The sequence below is a fragment of the Pseudomonas kribbensis genome (genome assembly GCF_003352185.1).
In the GTDB taxonomy this organism is placed as follows: domain Bacteria; phylum Pseudomonadota; class Gammaproteobacteria; order Pseudomonadales; family Pseudomonadaceae; genus Aquipseudomonas; species Aquipseudomonas kribbensis.
Genome location: NZ_CP029608.1, coordinates 1,998,048 through 2,021,590 on the forward strand (window position 1 = coordinate 1,998,048; position 23,543 = coordinate 2,021,590).

25 protein-coding genes are annotated in these 23,543 nt (G+C 60.1%); 6 read left to right on the forward strand and 19 right to left on the reverse strand.

The features are described from left to right. Nucleotides 1–36: 36 nt before the first annotated feature. From DLD99_RS09330 to puuE, 8 genes are all read right to left on the reverse strand, one after another. A complete protein-coding gene (locus DLD99_RS09330) occupies nt 37–822 on the reverse strand; it encodes an outer membrane protein OmpK (RefSeq protein WP_085710630.1) in 786 nt (261 codons plus the stop codon). A 372-nt stretch (nt 823–1,194) separates the two neighbouring features. Next, a complete protein-coding gene (locus DLD99_RS09335; protein ID WP_114881991.1) occupies nt 1,195–1,980 on the reverse strand; it encodes an outer membrane protein OmpK in 786 nt (261 codons plus the stop codon). Between the two features lie 86 nt (nt 1,981–2,066). Further along, the gene (locus tag DLD99_RS09340) at nt 2,067–3,425 is read right to left on the reverse strand and encodes a nucleobase:cation symporter-2 family protein (protein WP_085608811.1); all 1,359 of its coding nucleotides are present in this window, start codon (nt 3,423–3,425) and stop codon (nt 2,067–2,069) included. Between the two features lie 169 nt (nt 3,426–3,594). Further along, nucleotides 3,595–4,917 carry a urate hydroxylase PuuD gene (locus tag DLD99_RS09345; RefSeq protein ID WP_114881992.1) on the reverse strand — a complete coding sequence of 441 codons (1,323 nt, stop codon included), beginning with the start codon at nt 4,915–4,917 and terminating at the stop codon, nt 3,595–3,597. Nucleotides 4,918–4,968: 51 nt separating this feature from the next. Then, entirely contained in the window at nt 4,969–5,472 is a 504-nt protein-coding gene (locus DLD99_RS09350; RefSeq protein ID WP_027613342.1) for an ureidoglycolate lyase, read from the reverse strand. Between the two features lie 81 nt (nt 5,473–5,553). Then, the gene (gene alc / locus DLD99_RS09355; RefSeq protein ID WP_114881993.1) at nt 5,554–6,549 is read right to left on the reverse strand and encodes an allantoicase; all 996 of its coding nucleotides are present in this window, start codon (nt 6,547–6,549) and stop codon (nt 5,554–5,556) included. Between the two features lie 87 nt (nt 6,550–6,636). After that, nucleotides 6,637–7,152 carry a 2-oxo-4-hydroxy-4-carboxy-5-ureidoimidazoline decarboxylase gene (gene uraD / locus DLD99_RS09360; protein WP_085710634.1) on the reverse strand — a complete coding sequence of 172 codons (516 nt, stop codon included), beginning with the start codon at nt 7,150–7,152 and terminating at the stop codon, nt 6,637–6,639. Then, the gene (puuE, locus tag DLD99_RS09365; RefSeq protein ID WP_007960032.1) at nt 7,149–8,075 is read right to left on the reverse strand and encodes an allantoinase PuuE; all 927 of its coding nucleotides are present in this window, start codon (nt 8,073–8,075) and stop codon (nt 7,149–7,151) included. The genes uraD and puuE overlap by 4 nt, the downstream gene beginning before the upstream one ends. Before the next feature lie 430 nt (nt 8,076–8,505). On the opposite strand from puuE, the gene uraH reads away from it, so the two are divergent. Beyond that, nucleotides 8,506–8,859, forward strand: a complete 354-nt coding sequence (uraH, locus tag DLD99_RS09375) for a hydroxyisourate hydrolase (RefSeq protein ID WP_011333195.1) — start codon at nt 8,506–8,508, stop codon at nt 8,857–8,859. A gap of 107 nt (nt 8,860–8,966) precedes the next feature. Here the strand turns inward: uraH and DLD99_RS09380 are convergent, their stop codons facing one another. The 4 genes from DLD99_RS09380 to DLD99_RS09395 form a co-directional block, all read right to left on the reverse strand. Beyond that, nucleotides 8,967–10,559 (reverse strand): hypothetical protein, encoded by a 1,593-nt coding sequence (locus DLD99_RS09380; protein ID WP_162803469.1) that lies wholly within the window; start codon nt 10,557–10,559, stop codon nt 8,967–8,969. Between the two features lie 140 nt (nt 10,560–10,699). Then, entirely contained in the window at nt 10,700–11,329 is a 630-nt protein-coding gene (locus DLD99_RS09385) for a LysE family translocator (RefSeq protein ID WP_114881996.1), read from the reverse strand. Between the two features lie 87 nt (nt 11,330–11,416). After that, nucleotides 11,417–12,766: an NCS2 family permease gene (locus DLD99_RS09390; protein ID WP_114881997.1), complete on the reverse strand. Its 1,350-nt coding sequence runs from the start codon at nt 12,764–12,766 to the stop codon at nt 11,417–11,419. Nucleotides 12,767–12,964: 198 nt separating this feature from the next. Beyond that, a complete protein-coding gene (locus DLD99_RS09395) occupies nt 12,965–13,408 on the reverse strand; it encodes a MarR family transcriptional regulator (protein ID WP_114881998.1) in 444 nt (147 codons plus the stop codon). Nucleotides 13,409–13,490: 82 nt separating this feature from the next. On the opposite strand from DLD99_RS09395, the gene DLD99_RS09400 reads away from it, so the two are divergent. Next, nucleotides 13,491–14,657 (forward strand): aminotransferase-like domain-containing protein, encoded by a 1,167-nt coding sequence (locus DLD99_RS09400; protein WP_114881999.1) that lies wholly within the window; start codon nt 13,491–13,493, stop codon nt 14,655–14,657. Nucleotides 14,658–14,689: 32 nt separating this feature from the next. On the opposite strand, the gene DLD99_RS09405 is transcribed toward DLD99_RS09400, so the two are convergent. The 5 genes from DLD99_RS09405 to DLD99_RS09425 all read right to left on the reverse strand — a co-directional run bounded on the left by DLD99_RS09405 (nt 14,690) and on the right by DLD99_RS09425 (nt 17,461). After that, a complete protein-coding gene (locus DLD99_RS09405; RefSeq protein WP_114882000.1) occupies nt 14,690–15,061 on the reverse strand; it encodes a glutathione S-transferase N-terminal domain-containing protein in 372 nt (123 codons plus the stop codon). Nucleotides 15,062–15,163: 102 nt separating this feature from the next. Then, a complete protein-coding gene (folE, locus tag DLD99_RS09410) occupies nt 15,164–15,709 on the reverse strand; it encodes a GTP cyclohydrolase I FolE (protein ID WP_003204506.1) in 546 nt (181 codons plus the stop codon). Nucleotides 15,710–15,786: 77 nt separating this feature from the next. Beyond that, nucleotides 15,787–16,344 (reverse strand): Smr/MutS family protein, encoded by a 558-nt coding sequence (locus DLD99_RS09415; protein ID WP_114882001.1) that lies wholly within the window; start codon nt 16,342–16,344, stop codon nt 15,787–15,789. A gap of 74 nt (nt 16,345–16,418) precedes the next feature. After that, nucleotides 16,419–16,739 carry a hypothetical protein gene (locus tag DLD99_RS09420; protein ID WP_085710641.1) on the reverse strand — a complete coding sequence of 107 codons (321 nt, stop codon included), beginning with the start codon at nt 16,737–16,739 and terminating at the stop codon, nt 16,419–16,421. Nucleotides 16,740–16,870: 131 nt separating this feature from the next. After that, complete coding sequence (locus DLD99_RS09425; protein WP_085732351.1) at nt 16,871–17,461, reverse strand: cysteine hydrolase family protein; 591 nt, start codon at nt 17,459–17,461, stop codon at nt 16,871–16,873. A gap of 239 nt (nt 17,462–17,700) precedes the next feature. On the opposite strand from DLD99_RS09425, the gene prmB reads away from it, so the two are divergent. Next, complete coding sequence (prmB, locus tag DLD99_RS09430; protein WP_114882002.1) at nt 17,701–18,609, forward strand: 50S ribosomal protein L3 N(5)-glutamine methyltransferase; 909 nt, start codon at nt 17,701–17,703, stop codon at nt 18,607–18,609. 42 nt (nt 18,610–18,651) lie between these two features. On the opposite strand, the gene DLD99_RS09435 is transcribed toward prmB, so the two are convergent. Further along, complete coding sequence (locus DLD99_RS09435) at nt 18,652–19,443, reverse strand: hypothetical protein (RefSeq protein ID WP_096822947.1); 792 nt, start codon at nt 19,441–19,443, stop codon at nt 18,652–18,654. 97 nt (nt 19,444–19,540) lie between these two features. Next, nucleotides 19,541–20,494 (reverse strand): alpha/beta hydrolase, encoded by a 954-nt coding sequence (locus DLD99_RS09440; RefSeq protein ID WP_085710645.1) that lies wholly within the window; start codon nt 20,492–20,494, stop codon nt 19,541–19,543. 130 nt (nt 20,495–20,624) lie between these two features. Here DLD99_RS09440 and aroC point away from each other — a divergent pair, with 130 nt between their 5' ends. The 3 genes from aroC to DLD99_RS09455 are packed head-to-tail and all read left to right on the forward strand — an operon-like array spanning nt 20,625 to nt 23,516. After that, a complete protein-coding gene (aroC, locus tag DLD99_RS09445) occupies nt 20,625–21,716 on the forward strand; it encodes a chorismate synthase (RefSeq protein WP_114882003.1) in 1,092 nt (363 codons plus the stop codon). 31 nt (nt 21,717–21,747) lie between these two features. Then, nucleotides 21,748–22,893 (forward strand): MFS transporter, encoded by a 1,146-nt coding sequence (locus tag DLD99_RS09450; protein WP_114882004.1) that lies wholly within the window; start codon nt 21,748–21,750, stop codon nt 22,891–22,893. After that, complete coding sequence (locus DLD99_RS09455) at nt 22,890–23,516, forward strand: methylthioribulose 1-phosphate dehydratase (RefSeq protein WP_085710648.1); 627 nt, start codon at nt 22,890–22,892, stop codon at nt 23,514–23,516. The genes DLD99_RS09450 and DLD99_RS09455 overlap by 4 nt, the downstream gene beginning before the upstream one ends. The last annotated feature ends 27 nt before the right edge of the window (nt 23,517–23,543 follow it).

Consider the following 23,543-nt stretch of genomic DNA (forward strand, 5'->3'; position numbering starts at 1 on the left):
CTTGCTCGCGATGGCGTCCGTGAGGACGCCGCCGGATCAGAAGTGGAACTTCACCAGGAAGCTGGTCACGTTCTGATTGGTGGTGAAGGCACGGGTGTCGTCGATCCCGTACTTGTCTTTCCAGTAGTCGTATTCCACACCGACGTACAGCTGCTTCTCGCCGAAATTCAGCGCCTTGCCCAGGTCGTATTTAACCTGTGGGTTGAAGTGCAGGTTGGCGTGGTATTCGCCTTTGCTGTTGACGTCGTTGTCGACCACCCAGTCCATGTAGCCGTCGATCAGCACGTTCGAGTTGCCGACCGGAATGGTGTAGGACCAGACCGGCGTGATCTGCCAGACGTTGTCACCCGGACGCGAACCTTCGGTGTGACGCTGGTAGAAGTTCAGCTGGAAGTAGTCGAAGCCCGGAATCGCCAGGTCGAAGCCTGGACCGATCAGGTAGGACTCGACGTCGCCTTCACCGAACTCGTAAGTCATGGCCAGCAGCACGTCTTTGATCGGGCCGAATTCGATCTTCTGGTCGAGCACCTTGCCCAGCGAGATACGTGGCTGGAACTCACCGTAATAGGTGTTGTTGCCGACGCCGCCGTCAGGCTTGCCGTTGTAGAAAATCTTGTCGACGAACAGGAAGTTGTCGCCGTACTTCCACGCATCGGCGTGCTCGAAGGTGACGGTCTGCTGGATGGCCGGGTTGACCTTGAAGTCCTTGCCGTACAGGTAGGTCAGGCTGTTGTTCTGCCATTGCAGCAGGCCGTCGGCCATGGCCTGGCCCCCCGCCAGCATGGTTCCCGCAAGCATCAGGCTGGTGCTCATACGTTTCATTCGGTTGCTCCCAAAGTAGGTATTCCACGTTTATTTTTTTGAGTCGGCGCTCTGGTGTGGCGCCTTTTTTCGTTGCCGCAAAAATCATCCATTCGGTCAGCTTTGATGCTGTTAGCAAGAGCTGAGCCAAGGCTTTTCGAAAAGCAAAAAAACGCCCGTCGGCTGCTGAAAAACAGTCGATTGAGCGTGTTTTCGGGACGCCTCGGTACTGACCGGGGCCGGGATAAGTTGGCCCGTCGGTCAGGAATTAAATCCGGGCTTTTTTTTAGACCGAATTCAGGAGGCCGCGGAGAATACTGACTCAACGGCCAGGCCTCAAGTGCCCCGCAACAGAGCACCGACGACAGGTAGGCGGCACGGTTGCGGGTCATCTTAGAAGTGCACCTTCACCAGCAGGCTGGCGGTGTTCTGATTGGTGTCGAGGTTATGGCTGCTTTCGACCCCGTATTTGTTCTTCCAGTAGCTGTATTCGGTGCCGACATACAGCTGCTTCTGACGCCAGCCGAGGGCTTTGCCCAGGTCGTATTTGATCTGCGGGTTGATGTGCAGGTTGGCGTGATAGGTGCCGCGGGAGTTCTCGTCGTTGTCGACGACCCAGTCGAGATAGCCGTCGATCAGCACGTCGGAATTGCCCAGCGCAAAGCTGTAGGACCAGCCCGGAGTGATCTGCCAGACACCATCGCCCGGACGCGGGCCTTCGGTCTGGCGGCGGAAGATGTTCAGGGTGACGTAGTTGAAGCCCGGCACTTTCAGGTCGAAGCCGGGGCCGATCAGATAGGCCTCGCTCTCGCCTTCGCCGTACTCGTAGGTCATCGCCAGCAGCACGTCCTTGATCGGGCCGAATTCGATCTTCTGGTCGAAGATCTTGCCGAAGGAGAAGCGCGGGGTGAATTCGCCGTAATAGGTGTGCGGACCTTTGTTGCGGTCTTCCTTGCCGTTGTAGAAGATCTTGTCGACGAACAGGAAGTTGTCGCCGTACTTCCACTTGTCGGCGTGTTCGAACGTCACCGTCTGCTGGATCGACGGGTTGATCGCAAAGTTCTTGCCGTACAGGTAGCTCAGGCTGTTGGTCTGCCACAGCAATAAATCGCCGGCCATGGCTTGTGATGCGGCCAGCAGGCCGCCGCTCAACAACACGTTGGTTTGAGTCCGGATCATCTGTTGCTCCCTCTTGTTTTTATTGTTTGAGGCAAAGCTGTCGCGAGGGAGCAGGCATAGGCGAGCCCCCTTTTTTACTCTTCGGATCAGTGCGGGTGTGCGTGACAGTCGTTGATGGCCGCGCGCTCGGCGCCGCCCAGGATGTTGAACAACAGGTTCAGCGTCAGTGCGCTGAGGGTGGCCATGGCGATCCCGCTGTGGGTGATCGGGCTCATCCACAATGGCAGGTGGGCGAAGAATTCCGGACGCACCACCGGGATCAGGCCCATGCCGATGCTCACCGCCACCAGCAGTTGATTGCGACGGTCGCCGATATCGGCTTCCTGCAGGATCTTGATCCCCGTTGCCGCCACCATGCCGAACATCGCAATCGCCGCACCACCGAGTACCGCCGGCGGAATCGATGCCACCAGGAATGCCGCTTTCGGCAGCAGGCTAAGGACGATCAGCAGTCCGCCGGCAACGATGGTCACCGAACGGCAGCGCACACCGGTCATCTGCACCAGACCGATGTTCTGCGCGAAGGAGGAGTGGGTGAAGGTGTTGAAGAAACCGGCAACGAACGATGCGCCGGCATCACACAGCAAGCCGCGACGCAGCATGCGCGGGCAGACTTCCTGGCCGGTGATCTTGCCCAGTGCCAGGAACATCCCGGTGGACTCGACGAAGATGATCACCACCACCAGACACATCGACAGGATCGGCGCCAGTTCGAACTTCGGCATGCCGAAATGCAGCGGGGTGACGAACTGAACCCATGGCGCGTTGGCCATGCCGCTCAGGTCGACCATGCCGATGGCGCCGCAGAGCACGTAGCCCAGGCACATGCCGATCAGCACGGAAATGTTGACCCAGAAACCGCGCATGAAGCGGTGGATCAGCAGAATGGTCGCCAGCACCAAAGCGGCGATGGCCAGATAAATCGGTGAACCGAATTGAGCGGCGCCAGCGCCGCCACCGGCCCAGTTCACGGCCACGGGGAACAGCGACAGACCGATCGAGGTGATGACCGTGCCGGTCACCAGCGGCGGGAAGAAGCGTACGACCTTGGACATGAACGGCGCGATGATCATGCCAAAGAACCCGGCGGCGATGGTGGCGCCGAAGATCCCCTGCAGACCGATACCGGGCATGCCGGCCATGGCGACCATGCTGCCGACGGCGGCGAAACTGGCGCCCATCATCACCGGCATGCGAATGCCCATCGGGCCTATCCCCAGGGACTGCACGATGGTGGCGATGCCGGCGACCAGCAGGTCGGCGTTGATCAGGAAGGCGATTTCTTCACGACTCAGGCCAGCGGCCTGTCCGATGATCAGCGGTACCGCGATGGCGCCGCCGTACATCAGCAGAACATGTTGCAAACCGACCAGGATCAGTTGCAAAAGGGGCAAACGCTGAATGGCGGGTGCGTCGGGGATGCGCGCTTTGGACAGCTCGGACATGCAACACCTCGGATCTTTTTTATTCTTGTGATTGAACAGCTGCCGGGTTGCTCACAGCTGTTTCTTTGCATCAGGTAAACCGCGTTGCGGCAATTCGCCGGCAAGCCAGCTCCCACACAGGCAGTGCAAAACCCTGTGGGAGCTGGCTTGTCAGCGATGCTTTTACTGCTTAGTTGGTCTGGGCTCCCTGGGCGATCCATGCACCGATCAGGTCACGTTCCTGCTGGGTCATCTGCGTGATGTTGCCCAGTGGCATGATCTGCGTGGTGATGGCTTGCGCCTGGATCCGTGCCGCGTTCTGGCGGATCTGCTCGGGGGTGTCGAACATCACACCGGCCGGGGCAGCGCTGAACAGCGGGCTGGTCGGTTTGGCCGAATGGCAGACCGCGCAGCGTTCCTGGATCACGTTGTGCACCTTGTCGAACGCAGGACCTGCGTTGGATGCCTGAGCCGGAGCAGTGGCGGGTGCAGCAGGTGCAGCAGCGGCGGCCGGTTGTGCCGCTTCAGCCGGTTTCGCGCCACCACCCAGGGCCGTTTCCGGCAGCGGCTGGTACTCGATTTTCGCAGGAGCCTTGGCCACTTCCGGCGCGGTCGGCATCGGCGCAGGGCCGGTGACGTAGGCCAGGGTGATCATGCCCACCGCTGCCACCGGCAGGGTCCAGGCAAACTTGTGGCTGTCGTGACGGGTGTTGAAGTAGTGACGCACCAACACCGCCAACACTGCGATCCCGGCCAGGATCAACCAGTTGTACTGGCTGCCGTAAGTGCTCGGGAAGTGGTTGCTGATCATGATGAACAGCACCGGCAGGGTGAAGTAGTTGTTATGACGCGAACGCAGCAGGCCTTTGGCCGGCAGCGCCGGATCCGGCGTGCGGTTCTCGGCGATCGCGGCCACCAGTGCGCGCTGTGCCGGCATGATGATGCGGAACACGTTGCCGACCATGATGGTGCCGATGATCGCGCCGACGTGCAGGTACGCACCACGACCGCTGAACACCTTGCTGAAGCCAAACGCCGCGCCGATGATCAGCACGAACAGGATGAAGCCGAGCAGGGCGGGTTTCTTGCCGAGGGGCGAATCGCAGAGGAAGTCGTAGATGAACCAGCCGGCGATCAGCGAACCGATGCCGATGGCCACGCCTTCAGGGCCGGTCAGGCCGCTGCCGGGTGCCACGAGGTAAAGCACGGGGTTGGAGTAGAACACCACGCAAAGCAGCGCGATCCCCGACATCCAGGTGAAATAGGCTTCCCATTTGAACCAGTGCAGGTTCTCCGGCATCGACGGAGGGGCCAGTTTGTATTTTTCCAGGTGATAGATACCGCCGCCGTGGATCGCCCACAGATCACCGGCAAGACCGGTTTTCGGGTTGACGCGGTTGAGGTTGTTCTCCAGCCAGACGAAGTAGAACGACGCGCCGATCCAGGCCACGCCAGTGATCATGTGAACCCAGCGCACGCTCAGGTTCAGCCATTCCAACAGATGTGCTTCCACAGTCTTTACCTCTCGCCTGTCACTCTTGTTGTCGAGTGATCAGACCTTCTCTTATTGGTGGGGGGCGAGGATCAAACGCTCATCCTCTTTGAAAAAATGCTCATCGCAGTTATTGCCTGTGCCACTGCGATCAACCACCAGGAAGTCATCCCGCTTTTCGATCGTCAGCACCGGGTGGTGCCAGACGCCGCGATGGTAATTGATGCCCTGCCTGCCGTTGGTGACGAAGGCGCGGACCAAGCCTGATACAGGTACATCGCCAAGTGGCGCGACCACGATCAGAAAGGGGTTGCCGAGCAGCGGAATGAAAGCCTGGCTGCCCAGCGGATGGCGTTCCAGCATGCTCACGGTCAGCGGCATGTCCTGCGCGTCGGCGCGGAAGATGCTGATGATCGCGTTGTCCTCGGGCGTCGCGGTTTCGACCGTCGCCAGTTTGTGGAAGCGCATGGTCGAACCGTTGTTGATCATGAAGTGATCGCTGCCGTCGGTTTCGATCACGTCACCGAAGGGGGCGAAGGCTTCTTTGGTCAGCGGTTCAATCGTCAATGTGCGCATGCTGTTCTTTTCCGAATTCTGTGTTGTTGGTTCTGCTTTGTGTGAGGAGGGAGCAAGCTCCCCCCTTACAGGATTCAACGCTTACTTGGCGACCTTGCCGAACAGGCGCAGGCGGCTCACACCACCGTCCGGGAACACGTTCAGACGGATGTGGGTGATCGGGCCCAGTGCCTTGATCTGCTCGACGAAGGTGTGTTCGGCGTGCATTTCCAGCTTCTGGCTTGGCAGCAGTTCGCGCCAGAACAGCGACTGGGTTTCGATCTGGCTGTCGGTGCCGCCTTTTACGAACGCGCCCTGGATCGAGCAGCTGTCCGGGTAGTTGCCCTTGAAGTGCAGGGTGTCGACGACGATTTTCTCGATCTCGCCCGGGTGGCCCAGTGCGACGATCACCCAGTCATTGCCCGGGGTACGACGACGTGCGGTTTCCCAGCCGTCGCCCATGTTGATGCCACGGCCCGGGTTGAGGATGTTGCTCATGCGGCCGAAGTGTTCGTCGGAGCAGGCGAGGGCGCGGCCACCGTTGAGGGCTGCAGCCAGGTCGACTTGCTCGTTGTCGCCAACCGCCGACCAGTCGCGGAACGGAATGCCGTACACGCGCAGACGGGCAACACCGCCATCCGGGTAGATGTTGAAGCGCAGGTGGCTGAACGCCTTGTCGTTGTTGATTTCGTGGTAGTGGTGGCTGTTGCCTTGCAGCTCGACGGCCGACAGCACTTCAGTCCACTGGGTGTTTTCGTCCGGCTCGCCCGAGGCCAGGAAGCAGGCTTCCAGCGAGGCCGATGGCGGGAAGTTGCCGGTGAAGAATGAAGTGTCGATGTCCACGCCTTTGATCGAACCCGGTACGCCCAGGCGGATTACCGCGCTGTCGTAGCCTTCGAAGCGCTTGCGGCGGGATTCCCAGCCGTCCATCCACTTGCCGTTGTCGTCGAACACGCCCTCCTTCCACACGGCCGGGGTCGGCTGAAACAGACGATTGGCGTCTGCGAACCAGTCATCGGTGACCGAGATGATTTTGGTGCCCAGACGGGCATCGGCCAGGTTGACGAACTTCTCGAAAGGTACGGCGTAAGCTTTCATTCTTCTTGTCTGCCTTTAAATAAGTGGCTTGGGATGCTTGCAAGACCCTGGGTGCTCTCCGCGTTTGATGCACTCGGGTCAGGCTTGCTAGAGAGTCAGTAAACGGAACAGGGCAATCTTGTTGATCTCCGCCAGCGCGCATTTGAACTCGGTGTCGACCGGGTTGTGAATGCGCGTTTCGAACGCCGCGAGGATCTGATGCCGGTTGCTGCCTTTTACCGCCATGATGAAGGGAAACTTGAACTTGGCCTTGTAGGCGTCGTTCAGCTCGGTGAAGCGAGAAAACTCTTCGGCCGTGCATTGGTGAATACCGGCGCCAGCCTGTTCATTGGTGCTGGCTTCGGTCAACTGGCCCTGGACGGCAGCTTTGCCGGCCAGGTCCGGGTGAGCGTTGATCAGTGCCAGCTGACTGGCGTGATCGGCGCTCAACAGGATGTCGCTCATGCGCTGGTGCAGGGTTTCGATCTGGTCGATCGACGCGTCCTGGCCCAGGTCGAAGGCCTTCTCGGCCACCCATGGCGAATGTTCGTAGATGTCGGCGAAGGCTTTGACGAAGGCGTCGCGGCTCAGGGTCGACGGTTTCAGGGTTTGAAAGGTGCTCATTTGGCAGCCCCTTGGTACGGGTGGGTTTCGTGCCAGTGACGGGCGATGTCGACGCGGCGGCTGAACCACACCTGTTCATGACTTTTAGCGTATTCGATAAAGCGTTTGAGCGAAGCCAGACGCGCCGGACGGCCCACCAGTCGGCAGTGCAGACCGATCGACAGCATCTTCGGTGCTTCAGCGCCTTCGGCGTAGAGCACGTCGAACGCGTCCTTGAGGTATTCGAAGAAATCGTCGCCCTTGTTGAAACCCTGGACCTGGGTGAAGCGCATGTCGTTGGTGTCCAGGGTGTACGGGATCACCAGATGCGGCTTGCCGGTCGGATTGTTCGGTTCCCAGTAGGGCAGGTCGTCGTCGTAGGTGTCGCAGTCGTAGAGGAAACCGCCTTCTTCCATCACCAGGCGACGGGTGTTCGGGCCGGTGCGGCCGGTGTACCAGCCCAGTGGGCGCTCGCCGGTGAGTTCGGTGAGGATGCGGATCGCTTCGAGCATGTGCTCGCGTTCCTGCGCTTCGTCCATGTACTGGTAGTCGATCCAGCGGTAGCCGTGGCTGCAGATCTCGTGACCGGCCTCGACCATCGCACGGATCACGTCCGGGTGACGCTGGGCGGCCATGGCCACGGCGAAGATGGTCAGCGGAATGTCGAATTCCTTGAACAGTTTCAGGATCCGCCAGACGCCGGCACGGCTGCCATACTCGTAAAGCGATTCCATGCTCATGTTGCGTGCGCCTTGCAGAGGCTGGGCCGCAACCATTTCCGAGAGGAAGGCTTCCGATTCTTTGTCGCCGTGCAGAATGTTGCGCTCGCCGCCTTCTTCGTAGTTGAGCACGAACGACAGGGCGATCCGGGCATTGCCCGGCCAGTGTGGGTGAGGAGGGTTACTGCCGTAACCGATCAGGTCGCGTGGGTAGTCAGCGCTCACTGCAGTCTTCCTTCTTATTCGTTGACAGATTGTGTGGCGCCCTGAAGTTTGGATGGCAGGCTGGCGTCACAGCGATGGGCTGATTGTATACAACTTTATTCTCAATTTGTAAGCCTGATTTTTCGCATTTTTCACCGGCTGTCATCTTTTGCTGTTAACGGCGTGAACCTGCAAGAAACCTGCCTGACCAGTCAGCTAATGGTTCAGGGGTTCAATGAATGCCTGGTTCTCGGGCAGATCCCCGGGAAATCGCGGGATGGCGGAGGTGAGCGGAAAAATGTCGTTTTTATTGTGTACAATTTTTTTTAAAAGTGTCTTAATCAGTCGCTCGCCGCAGCTTTTCGTGCTCCGAAACGGTGCGGTCTCCTTTTCAACTGACTTCGGGAGGCGCGAAGTCTGACTGCTCCATGCAGGCAGGCGCGCAGAATCAATGGGACGTTTGACAACACACGTTTTGGACGCTGCACACGGTTGCCCGGGCAGCTCGATCAAGGTCGAGCTGTACCGCGTTGAAGGTTCGCACCTGGAATTGGTCGCCAGTGCGCTTACCAACAGCGATGGCCGGGTCGATGCGCCGCTGCTGCAAGGCGATGACTACCGTACCGGTGTCTATCAGGTTCAGTTCCACGCCGGCGATTACTACCGCGCCCGTGGCGTCCAGTTGCCGGAGCCGGCATTCCTGGACGTGGTCGTGCTGCGGTTCGGCATCTCTGCCGAACAGGATCACTACCACGTACCGTTGCTGATCTCGCCTTACAGCTATTCCACGTACCGGGGCAGCTGACCCCCAAGCAGCTGCCTCCACCGGGAAGCGACTGCGCATATAGCTTCTTTGGTCTTTCGCCCGCTCACACTGCGGGCTTTTTTTCGTCTTGCCAAAAGCGTTCCGGATTACAGGTCGGCAAGGGTTGCGAGCCTCGACTCATCATCCCTGACGATGAAAATACTGTCCGGTTGCGATGCATGAATCTGAGATCCACCCTTGAGCCACACCAGCCTTTTTTCGGCGTGCGCCTGGAGGATTTCCTGCAGTGCCGGATACCCGACCTGGGTGTTCAACCGGGCGTCGGCAGCGTCGGGACCGGAATTCAAGGGTTGATGAATTTTCCTGCCCCTGACGCGATGCAGGCTGATGAAAAAGACAAAGGGATGATTCTCCCGGCGAAACACCAAGGCCGGAAAGGAAGATGAAGGCGTTGGCGTGAAAACATCATAGCCCTGGCGATTCAGGATGTTGGCCATGAGCCGCTTGAACTCAACGCCTGACTGCGTCGTTTTGAAATAATCCCACTCTTGTCTTGTGAGGTCGAAGTCCAGTCGCTGCAGGGGGCCTTCCGGGGTCAGGGTTGGCAATTCCAGGGTGCGGCTGAGCCCAGGCCCACCGCTTGATGTAGCCAGCGTCGGCAGCATCAGCAATGGATCGGCCAGTGGCGGATGAGGCGTGCTGTTACCGCGCTTCCAATCGTTGAACGTTTGCCTGAGGCGAGTCAGACCCACGCCGGTTGCCATATCCCCATCGTTGGCCAGGCTGAATTGGTGTCTGGCCACCTTGTTCAACGAGATTTCCGACAACTGCGGAAAAAAAGTGGTGATGTATTGCTTCAGAGGGTGTTGAAAGGGAAGGTTCGGATCAACCTCCCACTGATTGGCAGGCGGCACGCGGATCGCGCCTCTGGGTTGCTGCATCAGGTCAGTGCCGAGAATGCGCTCCATGTAATCGAAATCGTATACCCAGTGCTCCGGGTTCTTGATGTAGACGATCGGGTGGTCCGGGTCGCTGCCACGCGGCACCAGCAGAAACCGGGTGCCATCGACTTCAATGCTGTCGACCGCTGCCTGCAGGCGGGGCGCGTCCCATTTTTTCCAGGGATCGGACCATTCCTCACCCGTCGCGGTGGAAGAACGTTTGGGCGCGACAACTTCTTGCGGATCATCATCCGGGTTTCGCAGGCGCTTGAGTGTCAATCTGGAATCGCTGCCGCCGGCACCCTCGTCGCTGGGTTTCACGCGCCAGGTGAGGGTGCCTTCCACCCGTTCGAGTTGTGGGCCGGAAGGTCTGTAGTCGCTGTTCAATCTGGCCCGGAAATGGTTTTCCGAATCAATGCCCAGCAACACGGTTCCCCCTTCCTGAAGATCCACGAAGTGCCTCTGCGTTCCGAGTTCCCGAATGCCGGAAAGCGCATTCGGCGCGGGAAGTCTGGATAGCTGATTGGGCGCAAGGAAAAAGTGCTCAATCGGCGCATGGACCACGACAGGGGTGATATGGGTCTCGGCCGGAAGGTCGACGATCTCCAGAGGTGCATGCCCGGAGGCGCTTGATTGAACAGGCGCCCTCAGATGATCGACAGGTATTCGGTCTTCGCCGTGGGGCGCGATGTTCAGCGGCAACCTGTGGAGTGCCGGAGGCCCGATGTCGGGAAGGGTGAAAGGCGTTTCGGGGGAGGTGGTTGACGCACCGGGTTTTATCGGGCGTTTGGGGCTCATGGGGATTTCACTCGCAAGGTCGATTCACGTTGATCTGGCCAGAAGAGGCCGGATGTTCGGTGAATCAACGCTGCGAAGTGCGGTACATATATCTATTTGTCAGGCGAAATGTTGCCGTGTATTGGCGACTCTCGATGGCCTCAGTGGCTGCTCAACAATGAAGCTGCACCTGCGCCGCCAAACAGTCCGGCACTGATGCGGTTGAACCAGCTCTGGCCCTTGCCGCTGCGCAGGTAGCGCGCGGCACCGTGGGCGCCGAGGCCGTAGGTCAATTTGCACAGCAGATCCAGCACGGTCCAGGTCGCGATCATCACCAGCAGCTGAGGCAGAAACGGCTGTTCGGCGCTGAGGAACTGCGGCAGAAACGCGGCGAAGAACAGGATGTCTTTCGGATTGCTGGCGCCCAGCATGAATGCACGTCCGAAGAGTGCGCGAAAGCGTGGAACCGGTGCCGCCTGCGGCACTTCTGCGCCAAGCGATGGCTGACGCGATTGCTGCCAGCTCTGCCAGGCGAGGTAGAACAGGTACATCGCACCGACGATCTTCAGCGCGCTGAAGAGTTTTTCCGACGCCAGCAGCAGGGCGCCAAGCCCCAGTGCCGAAGCGCTGAGCAGGCAGATCGACGCACTCACGCCACCGAGAAACGCCGGGTAAGAACGACGCAAACCGTAATTCAGACTGTTGCTGATCATCAGCAACGACAGTGGCCCCGGAATCAGGATCACCACCAGCGCAGCGCCGCTGAACAGCAGCCAGGTTTCCAGACTCATCACTTTCTCCTTTTTATCGTTATCAAGAATGTGCAAAAGCCCCACCCGCAAGGGTGAGGCTGTTTTGACGCTCGAACCGCGTGACGCTTACAAGAAGATGAACTTGGCGATGAAGATCGCGCAGAGCACCCACAGGCTGACGGAGATCTCTTTGTATTTACCGGTGCCGGCCTTCAGCGCGACATAGGTAATGAAGCCCAGCGCGATACCGTCGGCGACCGAGAAGGTCAGTGGCATCATGATCGCGGTGACGATGGCCGGAATGCTGTCGGTCGCTTCGTCCCATTCGATGTGCGCCATGCCGCCCATCATCAGCATCGCTACATAAATCAGCGCGCCGGCGGTGGCGTAGGCGGGAATCATGCCGGCCAGCGGTGCAAAGAACATCGCGGCTATAAATAGCACACCTACGGTCACTGCGGTAAGACCAGTCCGACCACCAGCGGCTACACCGGCGGCACTTTCCACGTAGCTGGTGACCGGCGGTACGCCGACCACTGCGCCGAAAACGCTGGAGGCGGAGTCGGCTTTCATGGCGCGGGACAGGTTTTCGATGCGGCCGTCAGCACCCACCAGATTGGCGCGCTGGGCAACGCCCATCAGGGTGCCGGCGGTGTCGAACATGTGAACGAAAAGGAAGGCGAGCACCACGCTGATCATGCTGACGTTGAACACGCCGGCGACGTTCATGGCCATGAAGGTCGGCGCCAGGCTTGGCGGAGTCGACATGATGCCTGAGTAGTGCACGATGCCCAGGCCCCAGCCTGCCAGGGTCACGGTGATGATGCTGATGAGAATTGCGCCGAATACTCTGTGGTAGCTGAGGATCGCGATCATCAGGAAGCAGATGGCTGCGAGCAGCGGGCCGGGTTCACGCAGCGAGCCGAGCTTGATCAGCGTGGCCGGGCTGTCGACGACGATGCCGGCGGTTTTCAGGCCGATCAGCCCGAGGAACAGACCCACGCCGGCGCCCATCGCAAAGCGCAGGCTGACCGGGATGCTGTTGAGCAGCCATTCGCGAATCCGCGAAAAGGTCAGGATCATGAACAGCACGCCCGAGACGAACACCGCACCGAGGGCGGTTTCCCAGTTGTAGCCCATGGTGCCGACCACGGTGTACGTGAAGAATGCGTTGAGGCCCATGCCCGGCGCCAGGCCTACCGGCCAGTTGGCGTACAGGCCCATCAGCAGGCAGCCCAGTGCGGCGGCGATGCAGGTGGCGACGAAGGCCGCACCGTGATCGATCCCGGCATCGGCCATGATGTTCGGGTTGACGAAGATGATGTAGGCCATGGTGATGAAGGTTGTCAGACCGGCGATCAGCTCGGTCTTCACCGTGGTGCCATGCAAGCTGAGTTTAAAGAGGCGCTCCAGCAGGCCATTGCGTAACGGCGGCGAGAGTTCCAGCGTCGATGCTTCGGATTTGCGGCTTTCCACAGCGAGTACTCCTCAAGAGTTTTATTGTTATTTCCAGGGCCGGACCCTATGAGGGGGTGGCAGCGGCCCTTTGAGGCATACGCGAATTTGTTGACCATGCGGTCAGGAACTCGCACGCAGTGGATTATGCTTTTGTGTACAAATAAAGCAAATATTGTTTTTGGTTTTGTGGACGAAAGTTTTGAGGATCGCGCTATATCAATCGGCCGAGCGGTTTTTCCCCAACGCCATATTTACCGCCAGCCAGCCATTCACCGCGGTTTCGCCGGCCTCGGCAAACACCCGCTCCAGTAATTTCACCTGCTCGCGGCGCAATGCCTGTTCAAACTTCGCGCCTTCGACGGTCAACGTCAGAAGCCGTTTACGTTTGTCTTCTTCGGACGCCACGCTGTCCACCAGGTGCATTTCCTGCAACTGACGCAACGGCATGTTCAGCGCCTGTTTGCTCACGCCGAGCAGCGCTAGCAACTCCTTGACGCTCAGATTCGGATAACGGGCGATGAAAAACACGATGCGTTGATGCACGCGGGACAAGCCGCGACGCTCGAGCATTTCGTCAGCCTTGGCGGTAAACGCCTGGTAACCGAAGAAGAACGCTTCCATGGCTTGTTGTTGGCTGGCGCAGTTTTTAAGGTCAAGCATATTGACGCTTCCAGTGAGGGTGACGTAATTTCAGTCAATAAGTTTGACTCATTTTTCTCATGCCTCGCTAGCGGTGACTTCCATGGCTTTTTCCGAACGTATCTCGCGTCTCAAAAGTTCTCTGATCCGTGAAATCCTTGCTGCGGCCCAGCGCCCGGAAGTGATGTCTTTCGCGGGTGGCTTGCCGGCTGAAGCGATGCTGCCGAAGGTCGAGTGGGCCGACATGCCGCTGTCTCTCGGCCAGTACGGCATGAGCGAAGGCGAGCCGGCATTGCGCGAAGCCCTGGCGGCAGAGGCGAGGGCGCTGGGTTTGCCGTGTGAGGCGAGTCAGGTGTTGGTGGTCAGTGGCTCCCAGCAAACACTCGATCTGGCGGCCAAGCTGTACATCGACAAGGGCACTGAAATCCTGCTCGAAGCGCCGACTTATCTGGCGGCCTTGCAGATTTTCCAGCTGTTCGGTGCCGATTGCCTGACCGTGCCGCTGGAGGCTGACGGCCCGAACCTGGCGCAGTTACGCCAGCGTCTGGAGCAACATCGTCCGGCGTTCATCTACCTGATCCCGACCTTCCAGAATCCGTCGGCTGTGCGCTATAGCGAAGCCAAGCGTGAAGCTGTCGCAACACTGCTCGACGAATTTGGCGTGACCCTGATCGAAGACGAGCCTTACCGCGAACTGACCTTCGACGGCGGCAGCGCCCAACCGATTGCTGGTCGTTTGAAGAAATCCAGCTGGATCTATACCGGCACCGTATCGAAAACCCTGTTGCCGGGCTTGCGCGTCGGCTACCTGATCGCCAGCCCGGATCTGTTCCCGCATTTGCTCAAACTCAAGCAGTCGGCGGATCTGCACACCAACCGCATCGGCCAATGGCAGGCGTTGCAGTGGATCGGCAGCGAAAAGTATCAGCAGCACTTGTGTGAATTACGCGGCTTCTACCGTCAGCGCCGCGATGCTTTTCAATCAGCGCTGGAAACTCACTTCGCCGATCTGGCGGACTGGAACACGCCGCAGGGCGGACTGTTTTTCTGGCTGACCCTGAAGCAACCGCTGGACACACGGACGTTGCTCAATACCGCGCTGGCCAACGATGTGGCGTTCATGCCGGGCGAACCGTTCTTCCCCGAGCCGGATCGCAATCACGGTCATCTGCGCCTGAACTTCAGTCACATTGACCAGGCCCGCCTGGACGAAGGCCTCAAACGTCTGGCAGCGGTGGTGCGCCAGGCACAGGCCGCGCAGGCCGCATAAAAAAACCGGCCATCAGGCCGGTTTTTTTTGATTCAGACGGCGGCGAACCGCTTGTTCAGGTATTCGATGATCGTGTTGGACTCATACATCCAGCTGGTCTGGCCGTTTTCTTCGATGCGCAGGCACGGCACCTTGATCTTGCCGCCCTGTTCCAGCAGGGTCTGGCGATCCTGCTCGTTGTTCTTCGCATCCTTCAGAGCCACCGGCACATTCAGGCGACGCAGGCTGCGGCGGGTCTTCACGCAGAACGGGCAGGCGTGGAACTGATACAGGGTCAGGTCCTTGGCGGCGGCGTCAACCTGAGCCTGGGCAGCGGCGGGGCGCTGCTTCTTGCCCGGGCGGGTCAGGAAGTCAACGAAGATGATCAGTTGGCCGAGGCCGACACGAAGCGCTTTGACGAACACGTTACAAGCCTCACAGGGACATTGAAGAAGGCGCGCAGCTTACCCGATTTTTCACGGACGAAAAAAAACCGGCGATCAACGCCGGTTTTTTTCTGCCATCAATTACTTGATCAGGCTGAGAAACTCGCTGCGGGTCGCCGCGTTTTCGCGGAACTCACCGAGCATCACCGAGGTGATCATCGACGAATTCTGTTTCTCCACACCGCGCATCATCATGCACATGTGCTTGGCCTCGATCACCACGGCCACGCCCAGCGCGCCGGTGACCTGCTGGACTGCGTCGGCGATCTGGCGGCTGAGGTTTTCCTGGATCTGCAGGCGGCGGGCGTACATGTCGACGATCCGTGCGACCTTCGACAGGCCCAGCACTTTGCCGCTCGGGATATACGCGACGTGGGCCTTGCCGATGAACGGCAGCAGGTGGTGTTCGCACAACGAGTAGAGCTCGATGTCCTTGACCAGCACCATTTCGCTGTTGTCGGAGCTGAACAGGGCACCGTTGGTGACCTCTTCGAGCGTCTGTTCATAACCGCGGCAGAGGTACTGCATGGCTTTGGCGGCACGCTTTGGCGTGTCGAGCAGGCCCTCGCGGGACACGTCCTCGCCCAATTGGCCGAGAATCGCGGTGTAATTCTGTTCCAGGGACATGAAACTACCTGTGGGGATTTTCGCAAAGGGCAAGGGTACGGCGGCGGACACGACCCTGCAAGTTCGGTGTGACGGGATTATTCGTCGCGACCTTCCATCATGGTGCGTTTGAGCATCACGTAAACCGCGCCGGCACCGCCGTGTTTCGCCTGGCACGAGCAGAAACCGAGCACTTGCGCATGCTGGCGCAGCCAGGTGTTGACGTGGCTCTTGATCATCGGTCGTTTGCCGTCCAGTCGCACAGCCTTGCCATGGGTGACGCGCACGCAGCGGATTTCGAACTTGGTCGCTTCGGCCAGAAACGCCCAGAGGGTTTCCCGGGCCTTTTCGACGCTCATGCCGTGCAGGTCGAGGCTGCCCTCGAACGGGATCTGCCCGACCTTGAGCTTGCGCATCTGGCTTTCCTGCACGCCGTCGCGGGCCCACATCAGCTCGTCTTCGGGACCGACATCGATCACGAACTGATCGGACAGACCGTCAACGGTGGTGGTTTCGGTGCGGATGGTCGCGGACTGGCGCAGCTTGGCGATCTGTGCGCGGTCAGTCTTGGGTTTGCCGGTGTCGGCGCGGTCGTGCTTGATCGGCTTGACGCCTTGGATCGCACTTTTGAACAGGGAAAAATCGTCGTCTTGCATATCAGCCTCCGCGAAGGGCGGCCAGTTTACCCAAACAGACACAAAACGGCCCGGCAAAAAGCCAGGCCGTTGATTCAGTCGTGTTTTTTCATCAGGTGCGGGGACATGTTCAGCTCCCGTGATTGCCGTGCGCGACGCCGGCAACGACGCCACAGGGCCACGCCGAAATACAGGAACAACAGGCCGACGGCCAGAATGATCGCCGAGCCCGTCGGCGTCGCATTCAAGTCGCCGAGTGCCGGTGGATGCCCGATCAGGCTGGCAGCCCCGGCCATCGCCAACAGCACACCGAACGTCGCCAGAATGGCGGCGATCGCTGCGCCGAATCGAAAACGCCAGTTGCTTTGGCCTTTGGGCCGCAAGCGGCGTGCGTCAAATCCATCGGATAACTTCATTCCGACCTTCCTCAATGGGTATCGGCCCTTCGACCGGGAGTTGACCGGGTTGTTCCTGAGGCTAGGGTAATTGAAGCAAATGCGAGGCTTTTGCGGATGAGCGGCGGGCCGGGCCGCTCATTGGCGGTCGATCAGATCAGGTCATTGGTCAGCGCGAGGGTGGCGAAGTTGTCGGCCATGATCGCCATTTCCGCCTCCTGAACCTGTTCGGCACTGAGCACGCGGCCCTTGAACGGCAGGTCACGGGTGGCGCAGGCGTCTTCGACCAGGGTGCAACGGAAACCCAGGTTTTTCGCGGCACGCACGGTGGTGCTGACACTGGAGTGGCTCATGAAGCCGCAGACGATCAGGTCGAGCGAGCCTAGGGTTTGCAGGCGATCGTAGAGTTCGGTGCCGTGGAAAGCGCTCGGCAGCAGTTTGCCGATGATGGTTTCATCGCCCTGGGGTTCCAGGCCGGGGATGAATTCGCCGCGTTCACCCTGCGGGTCGAACAGACCGCCGACGGTGCCGAGGTGGCGTACGTGCACGATCGGACGGCCGGCTGCGCGGGCGGCGGCAACCAGTTGTTTGATGTTCGCGACAGCCGCGTCCATGCCGCTCAGGGCCAGCGGGCCGCTGAGGTACTCTTTCTGGGCATCGATGATGACCACGGTGGCATGGCTCAACGTGGCCGCTGCGTAACCGCGACCGCTGAGTTGAAACATCGTTTTTGGAACGGACATTCTGGGGCTCCTTGGGGTGGGGCTTTTGCGACATTGTCCTCTGGCTGAGCGGTTCTGTGAATCGCTACCATCGTAGGCACCGTCGTTTCTGGCCTGCAGCCTCGTCAAGTTACACGTTCTGTTCAATAGCCGATAAGGAATTCGGAACACTCCTACCGTCGCTCCGGGATTTTTCCTGCGTCGTCGTGGCGCGTTTTGGCTGGTAGAATCGCCAGTCGTTTTTTCTGGAGTTCTGCCCCGTGATCACTTCCCGACTTCGTACCCTGCGCGACCACATCCGTTGGGCCGTCAGCCGCTTCCATGGGGAGGATCTGTTTTTCGGCCATGGCACCGACAATGCCTGGGACGAAGCCCGGCAGCTAGTGCTCGGCGCCTTGCACCTGCCATGGGAAATCGCCGACAGCTATCTGGACTGCGCGCTGGAAGACGACGAACTGGTCAATCTGCAACGCCTGCTCAAGCGCCGCATCGAAGAACGCATTCCGACCGCCTACCTGTTGGGCGAGGCGTGGTTCTGCGGCATGTCGTTCATCGTCGATGAGCGCGTGCTGATCCCGCGTTCGCCGATTGGCGAGCTGATCGAAAACCGTTTTGCACCGTGGGTCGGCGACGAGCCTGCGCGAATTCTCGACCTGTGCACTGGCTCCGGTTGCATCGGCATCGCGTGTGCCTACGAGTTCCAGAACGCCGAAGTGGTGCTGGCGGATCTGTCGTTCGAAGCCCTGGAAGTGGCGAACCAGAACATCGAGCGCCATGGCGTCGATGAGCGCGTGTTCACCGTGCAGGGCGATGGTTTTGATGGCCTGCCGGGTCAACGTTTCGACCTGATCGTGTCGAACCCGCCCTACGTCGACGCGGAAGATTTCGCCGACATGCCGGACGAATATCAACACGAGCCGGAACTGGGCCTGGCCTGCGGCGATGACGGTTTGAACCTGGTGCGCCGGATGCTCGCCGAAGCGGCAGATCACCTGACCGAGAAAGGTTTGCTGATCGTCGAGGTGGGCAACAGCCAGGTACACGTCGAAGCGCTGTACCCGGAAGTCGATTTCGCCTGGCTGGAATTCCAGCGCGGCGGACATGGCGTGTTCATGCTGACCGCTGAACAGTGCCGCGATCATCAGGCGCTGTTCGCTTCCCGCGTCTGACCTGAACCGATCGTTCCCACCTCGGTGGGAACGATCATTGGCTTAGCGGTGCGTGGCGATCCAGATCAGCAAACCGGCCTGGAACACCGCAAACGCCACCAGACACGTAATGGTGAAGCGCAAACCCGCGTCTTCACGCTTGAACTTGCTGACCTTGTCTTCCTGCTTCTTCAACTTCACTTCCTGCTCGGCCAGGTTCTGCTCGGCCTGCTGCAACATCTGCGCGGCTTCGAGAATCTCGACGATCTGCAGCTTTTCGCTGTTCCAGTCGCCCAGCAAGTCTCCGACCTGAACTTCCTTGACGCTGCCCTTCAAATGCTGGGCGTCGGCGTACACCACATCAAAGCCATGCACGCGCAGAAAGTGATCGCGGCGCAGGCGGGTGTCTTCGTTCAGCGCGTCCTTGTTATTCAAGTCCATGCCGTCGACGGTGTAGGTGGGCCAGCGCTTTTTCGCCCAGTTGATGCCCTGGGCGGCCATGAAGCGGCCGATGCCACGGTTCAGCGGTTCGATCTGCAAACCGCTGTCCGGACCGAAGTGCACGCGTTTGGTCTTGTGGTCGACCCACACGTCGAGCTGGTTCTGCTCTTTGCGCACACGCTGCGCGGGCAGTTTGATCGACATGCGCATCAGGCTGTGTTCTTTGCTGTTGCGCTCGGCGTAACCGAATTCGACGAAGCGCAACGGCCGCCCGCCGGTGTTGCGGTCGGTCTGCAGCGGCGCCAGGCGGAGCATCTTGTGGTGCTCGACGTGGACATCCGCCCATGGCAGCTCGACCGCTGGCGGTGCGTCTTTTTCAGCGGTGGTGTCGGGTGAAGTCTGGGTATCAGTCATAACGGCGAGATCCTGTCCAAGCTGCTTGTCGCCAGCCAGTACGCTGGCGACAAAGGCTTATCGGCCGTTTTTTTCAGGACTGGAGGGTGAAAAGACCTTAACGGGTGCGAAGTCCGTCAATAAATTCGAGGATCCGGGTGCCCAGTTCCGCCGCCAGCGGCAAATTCGGGTCCTTGTAGGAGGCCATTTGCCGCTTCACGTCGTTGGGCACGATACGCATCACGTGGTTCATGCCTTCGATCAATGCCAGGGTCGCGTCGGGTTTTGCCGCCTTGAGCAGGTTGGCGTCATCGACCTGCACCTGAATGTCGTTGCTGCCCTGGACGATCAGGGCCGGCATTTTCAGTTGGGCGAAGGCGGCGGACGGATCCTGCCGGAACAACGAAATCAGATATGGCTGCACACTCGGGCGGAAGATCGCCTGCAACGGTGGCGGGACATTGTCGTCGGTGTGCCCGGCCTTGAGACTGTCGAGCAGTTCATTGCTGCGCTGCATCAGTGGCGGCGGCAGGCTGCGGGCCAGTTGTCGGCGCAACACCTGATCGATTGGCCGTGCCGTGCCGGACAGCGAAATGACTGCCGCAGCGTCGACTTTCGGTGCGGCCAGGCTGGCAATCAGTGCGCCCTCGCTATGACCCAACAGAATCAACGGGCCGAAACGCGGGTCAGCCTTGAGCTTCTGGCCCCAGGCCACGGCGTCCGCCACGTAGGCATCCACCGACAGATTGCGCTCATCCGGCGTCGCGGCCAGGCTCGCGGCCACCCCGCGCTTGTCGAAACGCACGCTGGCGATATTGTGCTTGGCCAGCACCCAGGCCAGTCGCTTGAGGCTGTCGTTGCGCCCGCCGTCGGGGTTGTTTCCGTCACGATCCGTAGGACCCGAGCCAGAAAGAATAAGGACAACCGGCACCGGATTGTCAGACTTTGGCAGCAACAGCGAGCCGAAAAGTTCGCCGCTGCCGGTGTCCAGAGTCACCGGACGTTGCAGGACAGTTGCCTGGACGAAGCCAGTAAACAGGGTAAGGCTCAAGATCAAAACTCGCAGCATCATCACGCCATCATTTGCAAAGGTGCCGGTTGGACTCACCAACACCGCCAAGGTTCGAGGATGAACTACTCGGTTAGCCTGCGTATACTGGCGCGCATCATGAATTTGGGTTTGATTTCACGGAGCGTCCTGCATGTCCGGCAATACCTACGGCAAGTTGTTCACTGTCACCACCGCGGGCGAAAGCCATGGTCCGGCGTTGGTCGCCATTGTCGACGGCTGCCCGCCGGGCCTGGAGATCTCCCTTGAGGACCTGCAGCGCGACCTCGATCGCCGCAAGCCGGGCACCAGCCGCCATACCACCCAGCGCCAGGAAGCGGACGAAGTCGAAATCCTGTCCGGCGTGTTCGAGGGCCGCACCACCGGCTGCTCCATCGGCCTGCTGATCCGCAACACCGACCAGAAGTCCAAAGACTACTCGGCGATCAAGGATCTGTTCCGTCCGGCCCACGCCGACTACACCTACCACCACAAATACGGCGAGCGCGATTACCGCGGCGGCGGCCGCAGCTCCGCGCGGGAAACCGCGATGCGCGTGGCGGCCGGTGCGATTGCCAAGAAATACCTGGCGACCCAGGGCATCGTCATTCGCGGCTACATGAGCCAGCTCGGCCCGATCGAAATCCCGTTCAAGACCTGGGAATCGGTGGAGCAGAACGCCTTCTTCAGCCCGGACCCGGACAAGGTTCCGGAACTGGAAGCCTACATGGACCAGTTGCGTCGCGATCAGGACTCGGTCGGGGCCAAGATCACCGTGGTCGCCGAAGGCGTGATGCCGGGTCTGGGCGAGCCGATCTTCGACCGTCTCGACGCCGAGCTGGCCCACGCGCTGATGAGCATCAACGCGGTCAAAGGCGTGGAAATCGGCGCCGGTTTCGCTTCGGTCGCCCAGCGTGGCACCGAGCACCGCGATGAAATGACCCCGGAAGGTTTCCTCAGCAACAACGCCGGCGGCATCCTCGGCGGCATCTCGTCCGGTCAGCCGATCGTCGCGCACCTGGCGCTGAAGCCGACCTCGAGCATCACCACACCGGGCCGTTCGATCGACATCGACGGTAACCCGGTCGAAGTGATCACCAAGGGCCGTCACGATCCGTGCGTCGGCATCCGCGCCACGCCGATTGCCGAGGCGATGATGGCCATCGTGCTGATGGATCACCTGCTGCGTCACCGTGGCCAGAACGCCGATGTGCGCGTGAACACCCCGGTTCTGGGCCAGCTCTGATGGGTCAACTCACAACCGCTGCGGTCTGACCGTGGCGGCGCTCCCGTACTGGCGGCTGTCCAGTTTCTATCTGTTCTATTTCGCCTTGCTCGGCTCGACGGCGCCGTTTCTGGCGCTGTACTTCGATCACCTCGGATTCAGCGCCGCACGCATCGGCGAGCTGGTGGCGATTCCGATGCTGATGCGCTGCGTGGCGCCGAACATCTGGGGCTGGCTCGGCGACTACACCGGCAAACGCCTGGCTATCGTGCGCTTCGGCGCAGTGTGCACGCTGCTGACCTTCTCGTTGATTTTCGTCAGCAAGACCTACGCCTGGCTGGCGATGGTCATGGCGCTGCATGCGTTTTTCTGGCACGCGGTGTTGCCGCAGTTCGAAGTCATCACGCTTGCACATTTGCAGGGCCAGACCTCCCGCTACAGCCAGATCCGGCTATGGGGCTCCATCGGTTTTATCATCACCGTGGTCGCGCTCGGGCGATTGTTCGAATGGCTGAGCCTCGACATCTACCCGGCGGCGTTGGTGTTGATCATGGCCGGCATTGTACTCAGCAGTTTGTGGGTGCCGAACGCGCAGCCGCCTCAGGGCAACCGGCCGACGGGCGAAGGCTTTCTCAAGCAATTGCGCAGTCCCGGGGTGCTGGCGTTCTACGGTTGCGTAGCGCTGATGCAGATGAGCCACGGGCCGTATTACACCTTCCTGACCTTGCACCTCGAACGACTGGGCTACAGCCGTGGCGTGATCGGCATGCTCTGGGCCGTTGGTGTGGTGGCGGAAGTGCTGATGTTCATGGCCATGAGCCGGATCCTCGCGCGGTTTTCCCTGCGCCGCGTGCTGATGGCCAGTTTTCTGCTGGCGGCACTGCGCTGGTTGCTGCTAGGTTCGTTCGCCGAATTCCTCTGGGTGCTGCTGTTTGCCCAAGTGCTGCACGCCGCGACATTCGGCAGCTTTCATGCTTCTGCCATCGCCTTCGTGCAACGTAGCTTCGGCGCCCGTCAGCAAGGGCAGGGCCAGGCGTTGTACGCAGCACTCGCCGGCACCGGCGGTGCGCTCGGCGCGTTGTATTCCGGCTACAGCTGGAATGCCCTCGGCGCGACATTGACCTTTAGTATTGCCAGTCTCGCAGCGCTCGCCGCTGCCGTTATCATTGCCATTCGAATGCAAGAGGACAGGCCATGAGCCTTACCCGTGAACAGCTTGCCCAGCAAATCGTCGATGCCGGGCGTTTTCTTTATGGTCGCGGCTGGTCACCGGCCACCAGCAGCAACTATTCGACGCGCCTGTCGCCGAGCGAAGCGCTGCTGACCGTGTCCGGCAAGCACAAGGGCCAGTTGGGACTGGACGACGTGCTCGCCACCGATCTGTCCGGCAACAGTCTGGAACCGGGCAAAAAGCCGTCCGCCGAAACCCTGCTGCACACCCAGCTCTATAGCTGGCGCCCGGAGATCGGCGCGGTGCTGCACACCCACTCGGTGAACGCCACGGTGTTGTCGCGCCTGACGCCGGAAGACTTCATCGAGTTCGAAGACTACGAATTGCAAAAAGCCTTCAGCGGCATTTCGACCCACGAATCCCGGGTGCGCGTGCCGATCTTCGACAACGATCAGGACATTGCGCGCCTTGCCGCCAAGGTGCAGCCTTGGCTCGACGCCCATCCCGATTGCGTCGGTTATCTGATTCGCGGCCACGGTCTCTACACCTGGGGCGCACAGATGAGCGACGCGTTGCGCCAGATCGAGGCCTTTGAATTCCTGTTTGAATGCGAGTTGAAGACCCGCAGCGTCATGAACCGCCAAGGCTGACTTCACCAGAACCAGCCCATTTGCCTG